This window comes from Mucilaginibacter sp. P2_A5 (assembly GCF_056404995.1).
Genome location: NZ_JBFUCY010000027.1, coordinates 1 through 12,640, shown reverse-complemented (window position 1 = coordinate 12,640; position 12,640 = coordinate 1). Strand labels below are relative to the sequence as shown.

14 protein-coding genes are annotated in these 12,640 nt (G+C 42.1%); 5 read left to right on the top strand and 9 right to left on the bottom strand.

The genetic code is table 11. From position 1 onward, the window contains the following. Nucleotides 1-41: 41 nt before the first annotated feature. The 3 genes from AC1DXF_RS21585 to pyrE all read right to left on the bottom strand — a co-directional run bounded on the left by AC1DXF_RS21585 (nucleotide 42) and on the right by pyrE (nucleotide 3,228). Nucleotides 42-1,670 (bottom strand): ABC-F family ATP-binding cassette domain-containing protein, encoded by a 1,629-nt coding sequence (locus AC1DXF_RS21585; RefSeq protein WP_477384611.1) that lies wholly within the window; start codon nucleotides 1,668-1,670, stop codon nucleotides 42-44. 379 nt (nucleotides 1,671-2,049) lie between these two features. Further along, nucleotides 2,050-2,445, bottom strand: a complete 396-nt coding sequence (locus tag AC1DXF_RS21580; RefSeq protein ID WP_477450774.1) for an SRPBCC family protein — start codon at nucleotides 2,443-2,445, stop codon at nucleotides 2,050-2,052. Nucleotides 2,446-2,568: 123 nt separating this feature from the next. Next, nucleotides 2,569-3,228 (bottom strand): orotate phosphoribosyltransferase, encoded by a 660-nt coding sequence (pyrE, locus tag AC1DXF_RS21575; RefSeq protein WP_477450773.1) that lies wholly within the window; start codon nucleotides 3,226-3,228, stop codon nucleotides 2,569-2,571. On the opposite strand from pyrE, the gene AC1DXF_RS21570 reads away from it, so the two are divergent. Then, nucleotides 3,227-3,865 carry an NUDIX hydrolase gene (locus tag AC1DXF_RS21570; RefSeq protein WP_477450772.1) on the top strand — a complete coding sequence of 213 codons (639 nt, stop codon included), beginning with the start codon at nucleotides 3,227-3,229 and terminating at the stop codon, nucleotides 3,863-3,865. The genes pyrE and AC1DXF_RS21570 overlap by 2 nt on opposite strands. Here AC1DXF_RS21570 and coaD read toward each other — a convergent pair. The 3 genes from coaD to nudK all read right to left on the bottom strand — a co-directional run bounded on the left by coaD (nucleotide 3,834) and on the right by nudK (nucleotide 5,306). After that, nucleotides 3,834-4,295 (bottom strand): pantetheine-phosphate adenylyltransferase, encoded by a 462-nt coding sequence (gene coaD, locus AC1DXF_RS21565; protein ID WP_477450771.1) that lies wholly within the window; start codon nucleotides 4,293-4,295, stop codon nucleotides 3,834-3,836. The two genes, AC1DXF_RS21570 and coaD, sit on opposite strands and share 32 nt — an antisense overlap. Nucleotides 4,296-4,362: 67 nt before the next feature. Then, nucleotides 4,363-4,731: a DUF4406 domain-containing protein gene (locus AC1DXF_RS21560; protein ID WP_477450770.1), complete on the bottom strand. Its 369-nt coding sequence runs from the start codon at nucleotides 4,729-4,731 to the stop codon at nucleotides 4,363-4,365. Beyond that, a complete protein-coding gene (nudK, locus tag AC1DXF_RS21555) occupies nucleotides 4,728-5,306 on the bottom strand; it encodes a GDP-mannose pyrophosphatase NudK (protein ID WP_477450769.1) in 579 nt (192 codons plus the stop codon). The genes AC1DXF_RS21560 and nudK overlap by 4 nt, the downstream gene beginning before the upstream one ends. 58 nt (nucleotides 5,307-5,364) lie before the next feature. Here nudK and AC1DXF_RS21550 point away from each other — a divergent pair, with 58 nt between their 5' ends. Then, nucleotides 5,365-6,114 carry a DeoR/GlpR family DNA-binding transcription regulator gene (locus AC1DXF_RS21550; RefSeq protein WP_477450768.1) on the top strand — a complete coding sequence of 250 codons (750 nt, stop codon included), beginning with the start codon at nucleotides 5,365-5,367 and terminating at the stop codon, nucleotides 6,112-6,114. Here the strand turns inward: AC1DXF_RS21550 and rsmD are convergent. From rsmD to AC1DXF_RS21535, 3 genes are all read right to left on the bottom strand, one after another. Then, a complete protein-coding gene (gene rsmD, locus AC1DXF_RS21545) occupies nucleotides 6,111-6,662 on the bottom strand; it encodes a 16S rRNA (guanine(966)-N(2))-methyltransferase RsmD (RefSeq protein ID WP_477450767.1) in 552 nt (183 codons plus the stop codon). The two genes, AC1DXF_RS21550 and rsmD, sit on opposite strands and share 4 nt — an antisense overlap. After that, on the bottom strand, nucleotides 6,638-7,450 hold the full coding sequence (locus AC1DXF_RS21540) for a DUF3822 family protein (RefSeq protein ID WP_477450766.1): 813 nt from the start codon (nucleotides 7,448-7,450) through the stop codon (nucleotides 6,638-6,640). The genes rsmD and AC1DXF_RS21540 overlap by 25 nt, the downstream gene beginning before the upstream one ends. A 76-nt stretch (nucleotides 7,451-7,526) precedes the next feature. Further along, nucleotides 7,527-7,997, bottom strand: coding sequence for a hypothetical protein (locus AC1DXF_RS21535; protein WP_477450765.1), 471 nt, complete (start codon nucleotides 7,995-7,997; stop codon nucleotides 7,527-7,529). A 36-nt stretch (nucleotides 7,998-8,033) separates the two neighbouring features. On the opposite strand from AC1DXF_RS21535, the gene AC1DXF_RS21530 reads away from it, so the two are divergent. From AC1DXF_RS21530 to AC1DXF_RS21520, 3 genes are all read left to right on the top strand, one after another. Then, on the top strand, nucleotides 8,034-9,497 hold the full coding sequence (locus tag AC1DXF_RS21530; protein ID WP_477450764.1) for an ATP-dependent DNA helicase: 1,464 nt from the start codon (nucleotides 8,034-8,036) through the stop codon (nucleotides 9,495-9,497). 506 nt (nucleotides 9,498-10,003) lie between these two features. Then, complete coding sequence (locus tag AC1DXF_RS21525) at nucleotides 10,004-10,837, top strand: nuclear transport factor 2 family protein (RefSeq protein WP_477450763.1); 834 nt, start codon at nucleotides 10,004-10,006, stop codon at nucleotides 10,835-10,837. A 592-nt stretch (nucleotides 10,838-11,429) separates the two neighbouring features. Next, the gene (locus tag AC1DXF_RS21520; RefSeq protein ID WP_477450762.1) at nucleotides 11,430-11,978 is read left to right on the top strand and encodes a hypothetical protein; all 549 of its coding nucleotides are present in this window, start codon (nucleotides 11,430-11,432) and stop codon (nucleotides 11,976-11,978) included. Nucleotides 11,979-12,640 lie beyond the last annotated feature (662 nt).

Below are 12,640 nucleotides of genomic sequence, written 5' to 3'. Positions count from 1 at the left end.
TTCTATTTTCCTGACTTTCCGTCTTTCGGACTCCCTGGCTTTTAAACCGCAGCGTACAAATCTTCGCGTTGTTTTTGAACAACCGGGCTATTGATGTATTCATCATAAGTCATCAGCTTATCGATGTAGCCACCTGGTGTTAATTCAATAATGCGGTTGGCTACGGTTTCAACCAGCTCATGGTCACGTGAGGTGAACAGGATGGTGCCCCTGAAGTCTTTCATGCCATTATTAAGTGCTGTGATCGATTCCAGGTCGAGGTGATTGGTTGGTTCGTCAAACATCAGCAAGTTGGCTTGTTGCAGCATCATGCGGCTAAACATACAGCGCATTTTCTCGCCTCCCGATAGTACATTGCTTTTCTTTAATACTTCCTCGCCCGAAAATAACATTCGGCCTAAAAAGCCGCGGATAAACTGGTCGTCCTTCTCGCCCGGCGAATATTCGCGCAGCCAGTCAATTAGGTTATCATCTTTTCCTTTAAAGTATTCGGCGTTATCAATAGGGATATCTGCCGGGTTTATGGTAACACCCCATTTAAATGTGCCTTTAAAATCGGTGTCCCGGCCGGTTAATACGTTATAAAGGGCTGTGGTAGCAAGGCTGTTTTGTGATAATATGGCAATTTTATCGCCTTTATTAACGGTGAAGCTTATATTGTTGAATAGCAACTCGCCGTTGAGTGATTTCTTCAGGTTTTCAACCTGTAATATCTGGTCGCCGGCTTCGCGGCCAAGGTTGTTAAATATGATACCCGGATATTTACGGTTTGATGGTTGAATTTCGTCGATGTTAATCTTGTCCAAAGCTTTTTTACGGCTGGTGGCCTGTTTTGATTTAGATGCGTTGGCGCTAAACCTGCGGATAAACTCCTGTAATTCCTTAACGCGCTCTTCTGTCTTTTTATTCTGATCAGAACGTTGTTTCAGCGCAAGCTGGCTCGATTCATACCAGAATGTGTAGTTACCTGTATAAATGGTCATCTTGGCAAAATCGATGTCAACAACATGGGTACACACAGTATCCAGGAAGTGCCTGTCGTGCGATACTACCAAAACAATAGCCTCGTATGAGGCCAAAAAATCTTCAAGCCAGCTTACTGTATGGATGTCCAGGTCGTTGGTAGGCTCATCCAATAGCAAAATATCAGGTTTGCCAAAAAGCGCCTGCGCCAATAATACACGTACTTTCTGGGTATTGTCCAGATCTTTTACCAGGTTGTAATGAAATTCCTCCTTTATGCCAAGGTTACTCAATAGGGTAGCCGCATTACTTTCGGCATTCCAGCCATCCATCTCAGCAAAAAGATTTTCCAGCTCGCCGGCGCGTTCGCCATCGGCATCGGTAAAATCTTCTTTCAGGTAAATGGCATCTTTTTCTTTCATTACAGCATACATTTCCTTGTGGCCCATCATTACGGTTTCAAGTACTGTAAATTCGTCAAAAGCATAGTGGTTTTGACTTAATACCGCCATTCGTTCGCCGGGGGTAAAGCTTACCGAACCACTGGTAGGATCGATATCACCTGAAAGAATTTTTAAGAAAGTTGATTTACCGGCACCGTTAGCACCGATAATGCCGTAACAATTGCCCTGAGAGAATTTAAGATTAACGTCTTCAAATAAAGTACGTTTACCGTAACGTAAAGATAGATTGGATACCGTGATCATGCTGCACCTGTAATTTGGCGCAAAAATACGCTAAAAACTTCGTTTATGGTAAATTAAGCTGATATTATGTTTGTGTAATGAATTGGGGAAATAGGGAAGAATTTGTTTGCCCAATTTTTTTGGCAACCGTGGATGCAATTGCACAAAATATTTGCATGCTTGAAACTAAACGGCTGATTTATACGTTATACAGTATAAATTTACCAATTATAACCCTATGGAACAGCCTTTGACTATATTATTTTATATTAATTAATTTTTAATTTATCACAGTCATGGGAGCATTAATAGTAAGCTTAATTATTATCAACGTAGTAATAGCTTTCAACAACATACAAAAACGTAAAGTATATTAATATCCTCCAATCTTGGCGCAGGTTTAAGCTAATATGCTTAATAAACTTTGTGTTTCATGGTTGGCTAATTTTTGCAGAGGACCCGACGCAAGCATCTTCAACATCATGCTTAACTCTGCATTAATAGTAAAAACAACATCAGTTTGGTCGTTATTTGGGGATAACGACCATTTTAGTTCTAAAGCAAAGGGTGGTTTAGCTGCCGGTTTAATTACAATTTCCTGGTTTGCTACACGGTTATCTATCTTTAATGATAGCTTAGCCATATTGGGTATGCTAAAGCTTGCTTCATCGGTAGTAGAAACCCATTCCTGTATGCTATCAGGCATTAATTTTTGGTGATTATTAAAATCGGCCAGGTAATTATAAACCTCGTTTATTGGCTTATTTATGCTGACGGTGCTGGTAAATGTAGTCATTTTTTAGATGTGAGATATTAGAAATGAGATTTGAGATGACGGCTTCATTATCATACAGGTGGAAAATAGTTTAATTCCAGTACCCATTTTCCCGCAACCCGACACCCGAGCTACGACCCTGAATTAGCTTGATGCAATTTGTCCCCAGGTAGATGGGTTTTCGCGCCATTGGGCTAATAAAGCCACATCTTTTTCGCTGATGTATTGGTTTGCTTCGGCATATTTTATCAAGGCGTTGTAGTTTGATAGCGTTACAAAAGGGCAACCCGCATTTTTAAAGTTTTCTGTAGCTACGTCAAAACCGTAGCTAAAAATGGCAGCAAGGCCCGCTACTTCAAAACCAGCACTTTTTAACGCGTCAACCGCTTGAAGGCTGCTTTTTCCTGTTGATATCAGGTCTTCAATCACCACAACCCTTTTGCCGGTGGTAGTTTGCACATCGCCCTCAATTAAGCTACCTGTACCATGTTCTTTAGCTTTGGCACGTACATATATAAATGGAAGCCCCATTTCCTGTGCCACCAAAGCACCTTGTGGGATGCCTGCAGTAGCAACGCCGGCTATGCAGCCAACGCTACCAAATTTTTCCTGGATAATAACAGTTAATTGTTGCCTGATATAGGTGCGGATTGACGGATGAGACAGCGTTACCCTATTATCGCAGTAAATAGGCGATTTCCATCCTGATGCCCATGTAAAAGGATTATTAGGTTGTAATTTAATTGCTTTAATTTGCAGCAGGAACTCGGCAACCTGCTGTTCTATCTCATTATTATTAAACATGGCCCAAAAATACAGAATTTATATTAACGAAAAGGTTATCCTGCTAACTGAATCAGAACCTCACGGCATAGAAAATTACGAAAAGCTTGATGCAGAGGTATTTGATCTGAAAATAATTTACACCTGGATACTGGCCAACCCTAAAAAGCTATTTTACATTAAATGCAATAATGCCAAAGAATTTTTAAAATCCGTAAAAAAAAGTATTACCGTTATTGAAGCCGCGGGTGGACTTGTTAAGAATACCGCAGGCCATTATTTGTTCATTTACCGTAACGATAAGTGGGATTTGCCAAAAGGGAAAATAGAAAAAGACGAGAAGGTTAAAGAAGCCGCTGTACGCGAGGTAGAAGAGGAGTGTGGTATTAAAGTAAGCAGGCTTAACGAAAAAATTTGTAAAACTTACCACGTATATATAAACCGCGGAGAAATAGTGCTGAAAAAAACGCACTGGTTTAAAATGGATTGCAAGGGTAAAGAGAAACTAAAACCCCAAAAAGAAGAAGGCATTACCGATGTGCGCTGGTTTGAAAAAGAACACATCGAGCCTATTATTGACAACACTTTTCCGTCTATATTGGATGTTTTACACAAAGAAAAACTGGCTACAAATAAGCTAATGCCTCTGAAGGGATAAACTGGGCCACATCGCCATGGTGGCGCATAATTTCGCGTACGATGGTTGAACTGATAGATGAGTAGCCAGGTTTGCTTACAATAAATATGCTTTCGATATCGGGCATTAATGCATGGTTCATCTGGGCTATAGCTTTTTCGTACTCAAAGTCAGATACTGTACGGATGCCCCTGACCATGTAGGCAGCCCCGATGCTTTTGCAAAAATTTACGGTAAGGCCTTCGTAAGCTACAATGTGTATCCGGTCGTCATGCTTAAAAACGGCCCGTAACATTTGCTCCCGGGTTTCAATACTCAATAATCCTTGTTTACTGCTATTGGCGCCAACGCCTATATAAAGCTTATCAAACAGGCCAACAGAGCGTTTTACGATATCTACATGTGCTTTGGTAACCGGATCAAACGAACCTGGGAAAAGGGCGATCTTCATAGTAGTATGGTGTTAATACTATACCAAAAGTAGCAATGATTTTTAAAGTTTAAGCACGCGGTTGAATTTAAAGCGTGATAATATCTTCCAGGTTATAATAAACCTTAATGTCTTGCTCCAGGGCAATTTGTACATCGCCATCGGCCCCTTTTGATTCGCCGGCTATCCTTAAAATGGCATCACATTTTGCCAGTATACGCCGCGATACCGGGTACGAGATTTCCTGATAGGCTTCATCCCCCGGATGCGTTGATCCGGCTTGTTTTAACAAGGGTAAGGCAAGCCATTCGCCTATTACCGGAATATGCCCGGCCCTGAAAATAGGTAGTGCTGCTTCTTCCATTTTTTTTAAATTACCGGCCATCAGCGCCGGATCGTCATTAGTGCCTGAGCGATAGGGGCCTGCAATTAAAATGATTAAAGGTTTACTTGTCATGATATTAGGTTGTTTAACTGCGCGTACTGTAAAAGCATTATTGTTTTGGCGTCCTTTATTTCGCCGGTACTGATCATATTTAAAGCCTGTGTAAATGGCAGTTCCAATACTTCTATGTTTTCGTTTTCTTCGTCCAGGCCGCCGCCGTCGCTTACTTTCATGTCGGGGGTGTATTCGGCTATAAAAAAATAAAGTATTTCTGTTACCGATCCGGGCGACATATAAGCCTCAAATACCTTTTTAACATTGGTTATTTTATAACCGGTTTCTTCTTCCGTTTCTTTCCTGATGCAATCTTCCGGGTTGTTTTCATCTAGCAGCCCCGCGCAGCACTCTATAAGCATTCCGTCGTGGTTGCCATTAATGTAGGTGGGCATCCTGAACTGGCGGGTAAGTATCACAGTTTTAAGACGTGTGTTGTAAAGCAGTATAGTCGCGCCGTTGCCCCGGTCATAAGCTTCGCGCGTGAGCTGATGTACCGATCCATCTTTTTTAATAGCCTCAAACGTTACATTATTTAAAGTATACCAGTTATTGGAGAGGATCTCGGTTTGTAATATTCTGATTTTATTCATCTATTTTGATTGTTTTTGATCTATTTTGATTATTTTTGAACAAATGAACGTTATTTAAATGAACTTTCAAAAAAGAAAACAAAAAATTCTCGATCAACTAAACAGCACAGGCGAGGTTGATATTAAAGAATTAGCTGCTACACTGGCTATTTCGGAGATAACTGCCCGGCGCGATTTAAACCAGCTTGCCAGCGACGGTTTACTTTACCGTACCCACGGTGGCGCCATGAAAATTGATCCTTTAGCAAAGCCGCTGGATTTTGTAAATAAAGCCGCACAAAATTCAAGTGTTAAAGACAGTATTTGCCGCAAAGCTGCCGAGCATATTCACGATGGGGATATTATTTTTATGGATTGCGGCAGTACCGTTTTCAGGCTGTGCCAGTTTATAAAAAATAAAAAAATTAAAGTGATAACAAACTCTTTACCTGTTATTTATGAGTTGCAAAACTGCCAGGTATCGCTGAATATAATAGGCGGAGAGTTAGACAGCAAAAGGCAGGCTGTACATGGTAAAGCCGCCAATGAGCATATTGCCCGGTACAGGGCCGGTAAGGCTTTTTTAGGTGTTGATGGTATTTCGCAAAACGGACTGTTTGCAAACAGTGAACTGGAAGCAGAAATTACATCGGCATATATCAATCAAAGTGCCTTTACCTACATATTATGTGATGCAGATAAAATAGGCAACGAAACTTATTTAAAATTTGCCGATATCAACCAGGTTGATGCAATTGTGACGAACGCCGGGGACGAAAAGCTTAAACTTTTTGCGGATACCGCTTTGGCTATTATTAAGGCAGACTAACCCTGTTCTGCAACACTGTTCCTGAAAAATGAAAACGACGAGTGCCCATACTTTCGCTGCTCTACAAATGCCGGGTGCTGGCTGATGTTTTGCATCGATTGGTGCTCCACAATCAGGAGGGCGCCGGGTAACAGTATGTTTCGCTCAAAAACTATTTTCGGTATCTCGGGGATTTTATTCAAATCATACGGCGGATCGGCAAAAACAAGGTCGTACTGCTCGGTTTCGATCTGCAGATATTTGAAAACATCTTCCTTATATACTTTCACCTGGTCCAGTTTATGCTGGCGCGATGTATCTTTCAGGTAGTTAACGCAGTGAATGCTCCTGTCTACAGATATTACTTCGGCCGCACCCCTTGAAGCAAACTCCAATGAGATGTTGCCGGTGCCGCTAAACAGGTCAAGCACCTTTATGCCTTCAAATTCTATTTGATTTAAAAGAATATTAAAAAGCGCTTCCTTGGCCAGGTCGGTAGTGGGGCGCACCGGAAGGTTTTTGGGTGGATTAAGCCTTAATCCTCTTAAAGTGCCTCCGATGATACGCATAATGATAGGGCAGCAAGTGACAGTATTTTATGCCCCTCAATTTCAAGCGGGGTTTGCAGAATTTTTGTGGTATTCACTTCAACCTTGCCAAAAAATTCGGCCAGGCGTGTAATGTTCTCATCATCGGCATCGGCGTTGCCACTTATATAAATATAGGTATAGGCGGCCTGTAAATTTAACTCATCAGCTACAAATGAAACAAAATAAGCCAGGTCATCTTTGCCTGTAAATTCAAAAGTGTTATAAAAACGAAGCTTGCCAAAGTTAAAGTTGGCAATTTCGGCAGTATCGCCGTTAATGTTCACAAACAAGTCTCTATCGCCGGGTTGGTTACGGGCCAAAACATTTAACCAGCCTTTTGATGTGTAAACGGTGTTGCGTAAGCCAAATTCGTCGGCGGCGTTTACGATAACTTCGGGCGTTTTATATATAATAACGTTATGGTTATCCAAGGGTTGCGATAATACCTTTTCATCGGCTTTAACATCCAGGAAACGGGCAAAGTCTGTAAGCTTATCCGGGTTAAAAACAGTTTGTGGCAGCAGCGAGAAGCCAGTTGCAGGCAAGCCAATAACCACATTTTTAAAGTTTGCAGATAACAGGTCCAGCAACTCTTCGGGGTTACTCAATTCATCAAGCGGGTGGTTGTCGGCAACAGCAATCAGCTTATTTTGATCGGTAACAGCGTAGGTAAACGTTGTTTTATCAATTTGTATCAGTAAGGTATAACCTTGCGCCTTATCAAGGCTAAAGTCATCATCATGGTAATTGTAATTGTATTCGCTCATGCCGGTTTAAACAAAAGTAATATTTTTTAGCAGATACATATAGGCGGCAATATAAATGATGTGGAAAACACGACGCTTATATTATAAATCCTAAAAAAAGGATAAGGATGATAAAAATGATCACAGGTCTATAAATAGGCCTCGGGTAATAGTCATCGTCAGGAAAGTACTTTTTGAAAAAATAACGGGTAAGCACTAAGCCAGCGATAACGTTGAGCCCTATTTGTACGGCAGTCAAAGCCGATAACTGCAAAAGTTGCTCGTTGGTAAGCTGTTTTTTTGCTGCGATTGTTTTTTGTAACGCTACAACATCTATTTTAAACCCTAAAAGTTGAACCAGGTAACGTGACAGAAAAGAAAAGCCTAAAATAAAAAGCACTACCTGGCTTATGATTTGCTTATATCCGGCAACCCATAAATTGATAATCAATAACACGCCCGCGTACATTGTGCTGAAAATTGCAAAGCCAAAAATTGTCTTCCGCGAGTATATTTCTACGTAGTCTTCTTCGTCCTGTTCTTCCTGCTTGTACTCTTCAAATTCCATGGCCAAATTTATAACTAATCCGCTTAGCTTTTTAATATGGCTAAAGGTTTTTCAATTACTTATCAGCATTTTTGCAGGGTGACAGTAATTGATCATATCCGCAAAGCATTTCCGCATACCCCAAACGGCCAGCAACTGGAACTGTTCGACAGGCTGCATACTTTTTTGCAAAGCCGCGAAGGCGACGAATGTTTTATACTGCGGGGCTACGCCGGTACAGGTAAAACTACCATAGTTGGGGCCTTAGTAAAAGCGCTTAAGCAATATAATTACCGCTCGGTATTACTGGCGCCAACGGGCCGTGCGGCTAAAGTAATCACCAATTACTCGGGCAAAAAAGCATTTACCATTCACAAGCGCATCTACCGCAAAAAGGCAGCGTTAACTATGGACGATGGTTTTGCCATTGCCGATAATTTATCCAGCGATACCTTGTTTATTGTGGATGAGGCTTCTATGATCAGCGATGAACCTGTTGGTAGCCGCGCTTCATTGCTGTTTGACTTGTTGCGGTACGTGTATAATGATAAAAACTGTAAACTCATGCTGGTAGGTGACACCGCCCAGTTACCTCCCGTTGGCTCGGACACCAGCCCTGCGCTGAACGAGAAAATTATGCAGGATAAGTTCGGCCTGACTATTTTTAAATATGAGCTGACCGACGTACTTCGCCAGCAAAAAGACTCCGGGATATTATTTAACGCTACAGAAATCCGTGACCTGATCAGGAAAGATGAAGCGGTTGCCCCTAAAATTGTGACCAAGGGCTATAAAGACGTTTTCAGGATGACGGGCGAACGATTGCCCGAAGGACTGGAATATGCTTATAGAAAATACGGCTACGACAGAACACTCATCATCTGCCGGTCGAACAAAAACGCTAACCTGTACAACGGCCAGATCCGCAACCGGATTTTGTATAGGGAAGAGGAACTGACGGGCGGCGACCAGATTATGATTGTGAAAAACAACTACTTCTGGCTAAAGGATAACGAGGAAAACAGTACGGACTTTATTGCCAATGGCGATATTGCCCGGATCCGTAAAGTGCGCCGGACGGAAGAAATGTACGGTTTCCGTTTTGCCGATGTGCAGATAGAATTTATTGACTACGCCGAAGACCCGGTACTGGATTGTAAAATATTGCTGGATACCCTGTATGCCGATTCGCCGGCCTTATCCCAGGAAAACCAGAAAAAGTTTTACGAGGAAGTAATGAAGGATTATGCCCACCTTGCCAACAAACGGGCCATGCACAACGAGCTAAAACTGAACCCATATTACAATGCCTTACAGATCAAGTTTGCGTATGCCATTACCTGTCATAAGGCCCAAGGCGGCCAATGGGATGCCGTTTTTGTTGACCAGGGCTACGTTACCGACGAAATGATCAATATGGATTTTCTCCGCTGGTTTTATACCGCCGTTACCCGCGCAACAACGGAGCTATTCCTGGTAAATTTCGATAACCGGTTTTACAAAGTTCCCGAAGTTTTTTAGCTGTTGTTTTGTATCGTTGGTGCACTTTTCGTGTACTTTTCAAGTACTAATGCTACACTTTTAGCATCCTTTTGTGATACTTTTTAACACTTTTGCAATACTTTTAATTTGATGTTTTTATTTTAAAAACCTGATAATTAAGTGTTTATGTGTTTTTTATTGAATTTCGCTCTTTGTTTTATATGGAAAATAAAAACAACACAGCAAGTGGATAGCGCCAACGCTTTGGTACAACTCAAATTTACAAAAAAAACAAGAAAAAGCCAAAGCAATGCTCAATAAACTATTCGGATAAATGCCTGCGGTATCTGTCTTTTACCCAAAATTCTTCGTTCCAAAATGTTTCAATGTTTGCTCCAAAAAACTATCTTTACTCCATAATTACTTCAACTACATATCAACAAAGGGTAGCCTGATGCCCGGCCTGTTTATACAGGTTCCCGGAAGCGCTGATTTCTCAGTGTAAGTGTTAAACACGTTTCATTTTTATATTCTAATCAATCGTGATGAAAATTACAAACTTACCGGCAATGGGCATATGCTGCATTATTTTATGCGCGGTTGTTCCGGCCAAAGCAAATACACCTATGGATACCCTGTCAAATAAACAAAAAGTACTATCATTTTATAAGCTGATTGTTGGCCAGCGCAAAGCCGAACTCATTCCCGAATTTGTGCTTGAAAACTACAGGCAGCACAACCCCACAGTTCCCCAGGGCAGGGCTGGGATTACAGGGATGATCAATTACCTTAAAACCTTGCCGCCGCCTCCTGAAGGGGCCAAATCGCCCATTATAAGGGCCATACAGGAAGGTAATATGGTGGTTACCCATCTTAATATTCAATTTATGGGCAAACACATGGTGGTTATCGATCTGTTCGAACTCGAAAACGGTATATTGGCCGGGCATTGGGATGCCATACAGGAGGTGCCCGACCAAACCGGGCTAACCATTACTGCATCCAACGGAACTGCCGAAATTGATACCACCGCGTCCGCAGAAAATAGCAAGCAGGTTGTAAATGCATTTTATCGGTCAATCCTTGATAAAAAGATGCCCGTTGGTTTGCTTAAGGTTGATTATACAGAACATGATCCCGCTGTTGCCGGCGCCGGTAAGGCATTGGATGAATACCTGTTGACCGACCATAACCGCGAAATAAAAATTCACCGCGTTATTGCCGAGGGTGATTTTGTAGTAGTTCAATCGCAATTTAAAAGAGGAGGGAAGGGGTTTGTGTTTTACGAGATTTTCAGGGTTGAGGCTAATAGAATTGCCGAACACTGGAGCGTAGAGCAGGCTGTACCGGAAGGTGTGGAGGCTGGGAATATGTTTTAAAAGCTTTGTCATCCTGAACGCAGTGAAGGATCTATTCGCAAACTGTGCAGGGCGAAGAAGCATGGTAAATAATAGATGCTTCACTCCGTAGAAATCCCAGACTTACGAAGTTTTAGAAACTTCGTAAGTTTTTCGCCGGGTAAGCCACTGCTGTCACCCGCGCAATGCCATTAAGTTAATAGGTTTTTCGCGCAAAGATCGCAAAGGCGCAAAGTAATTTTCTGGCTTTCCTTAGCGTCCTGGCCATTTTTTTGGGCGAAATAAATGGCAATACCTGCGGCCCGGGCTATACGTTCATACTGCGCAGGCCTTATTCGCATTGGCCGGTATCCACTTCTATCCCTATTGCAAAAAAAAACCACTGTTCGAATGTCTCCGACTTCGAACAAATATGTAAAGTAGTCTACCGACTACTTGTGTTGTGCGCTACTTTTGCTATCCATACGGGTTTTGCAAACTACAGGCATAGTAGTTCGAAGTCGGAGACATTCGAACAGCGGAAGACTTCGGAGAGCGGGGGAACACCAGCAAGGGCGAAAGCAAATATCCAATCCATCTATTGCAAAATCCTCCAAAGTACCTATCTTTCAACATGCATAAACCTGTTCCTTCTAAGCAACCAATAAAATGGCCTGTCAAGCGTATCCTGGCATTTGCTTTTATTGCACTGCTCGGCCTTATGCCCTGGGAAGAGCTGTTTTCCTTCCAAATATTGAATAGCACCTTAAAGCTGCTTACTGGAACGTCTATGGGATTGTTTGGCCTGGCAGGGTTGTTATTTACTTTACTTATTTGCTTTATGCTTTATAAGCCGCCTTTTGCCCTACCGGCAGCAATGTTTTTAAGCATTGCTGCATTGGTAGTAAGCGGAATGTTTGCCATAGGTTTAGTGCTGCCAGATTTTGATTGGCAGGATATTGCTGTTTACCGTAATGGCAACGATTACCTGGTAATGCAAGAGCAGGAAACCTTTGTAACCAGTAGCATCCAAAAACCGCGGGTGCTGCGCACAACATCGCCTTATGGCATGATAAGGCGGATTGAGGGATGGGTTGCACCACAATATCTCGACCGGTTTGGAGACAAGGAGGTAATTTATGACGGCAGGCGGTGGAGCAAAGAGATGTTGGAGGATAAGTAAAAAAGCCGTTTGGTAAATACGGAACCTCGCCCAGTTTAGCGCAAGTCTTGTGCGTTTGCATGTGGGCGGCTGACTTGTGATATACGGAACATGTCTTTTAGGACGATTCACCTCATAGAAGCCGAACTTTCAGACTAAGAAAGTCACAAGTCCTCCATCACTCAATGTCCAAAACACAAGACTTGCGCCAAGGAGGTTTTTCGCGCAAAGATCGCAAAGGCGCAAAGTAATTTTCTGGCTTTCCTTAGCGTCCTGGCCATTTTTGGGCGAAATAAATGGCAATACCTGCGGCCCGGGCTAAACGTTCATACTGCGCAGGCCTTATCCGCATTGGCCGGTATCCACTTCTATCCCTATTGCAAAAAACACCCGCTGTTCGAATGTCTCCGACTTCGAACCAATATGTAAAGTAGTCTCCCGGGTGACTCGTCCTAAAATAAGTTGACAGTTTAAATAAAGATAATAATTTGTTATTGTTTGTCGTGTTGGAATGTGGGAAACCTCCTTAGGTTTTCCATATTTCAACACGTTTTTCTTTTTTTGCTTCTTTTTTTCTTTTTAAAAACGATAACGTTTTTGTGGACAACTAATCAGCCATGACCTCTTTTGCCGATCTTGTCGGAAAATAAGTCTTCCAGTTTCGCACAAGTTTTATTATCATT

Bases quoted from the DNA above. Each gene is read 5' to 3' on its own strand.
- rsmD (WP_477450767.1), bottom strand. From the start codon at position 6,662: ATGCGTATCATCGGAGGCACTTTAAGAGGATTAAGGCTTAATCCACCC.
- AC1DXF_RS21585 (WP_477384611.1), bottom strand. From the start codon at position 1,670: ATGATCACGGTATCCAATCTATCTTTACGTTACGGTAAACGTACTTTA.
- AC1DXF_RS21550 (WP_477450768.1), top strand. From the start codon at position 5,365: ATGAACTTTCAAAAAAGAAAACAAAAAATTCTCGATCAACTAAACAGC.
- AC1DXF_RS21530 (WP_477450764.1), top strand. From the start codon at position 8,034: ATGGCTAAAGGTTTTTCAATTACTTATCAGCATTTTTGCAGGGTGACA.
- AC1DXF_RS21570 (WP_477450772.1), top strand. From the start codon at position 3,227: ATGGCCCAAAAATACAGAATTTATATTAACGAAAAGGTTATCCTGCTA.
- AC1DXF_RS21525 (WP_477450763.1), top strand. From the start codon at position 10,004: ATGAAAATTACAAACTTACCGGCAATGGGCATATGCTGCATTATTTTA.
- AC1DXF_RS21520 (WP_477450762.1), top strand. From the start codon at position 11,430: ATGCATAAACCTGTTCCTTCTAAGCAACCAATAAAATGGCCTGTCAAG.
- pyrE (WP_477450773.1), bottom strand. From the start codon at position 3,228: ATGTTTAATAATAATGAGATAGAACAGCAGGTTGCCGAGTTCCTGCTG.
- AC1DXF_RS21540 (WP_477450766.1), bottom strand. From the start codon at position 7,450: ATGAGCGAATACAATTACAATTACCATGATGATGACTTTAGCCTTGAT.
- AC1DXF_RS21560 (WP_477450770.1), bottom strand. From the start codon at position 4,731: ATGACAAGTAAACCTTTAATCATTTTAATTGCAGGCCCCTATCGCTCA.
- coaD (WP_477450771.1), bottom strand. From the start codon at position 4,295: ATGAAGATCGCCCTTTTCCCAGGTTCGTTTGATCCGGTTACCAAAGCA.
- AC1DXF_RS21535 (WP_477450765.1), bottom strand. From the start codon at position 7,997: ATGGAATTTGAAGAGTACAAGCAGGAAGAACAGGACGAAGAAGACTAC.
- nudK (WP_477450769.1), bottom strand. From the start codon at position 5,306: ATGAATAAAATCAGAATATTACAAACCGAGATCCTCTCCAATAACTGG.
- AC1DXF_RS21580 (WP_477450774.1), bottom strand. From the start codon at position 2,445: ATGACTACATTTACCAGCACCGTCAGCATAAATAAGCCAATAAACGAG.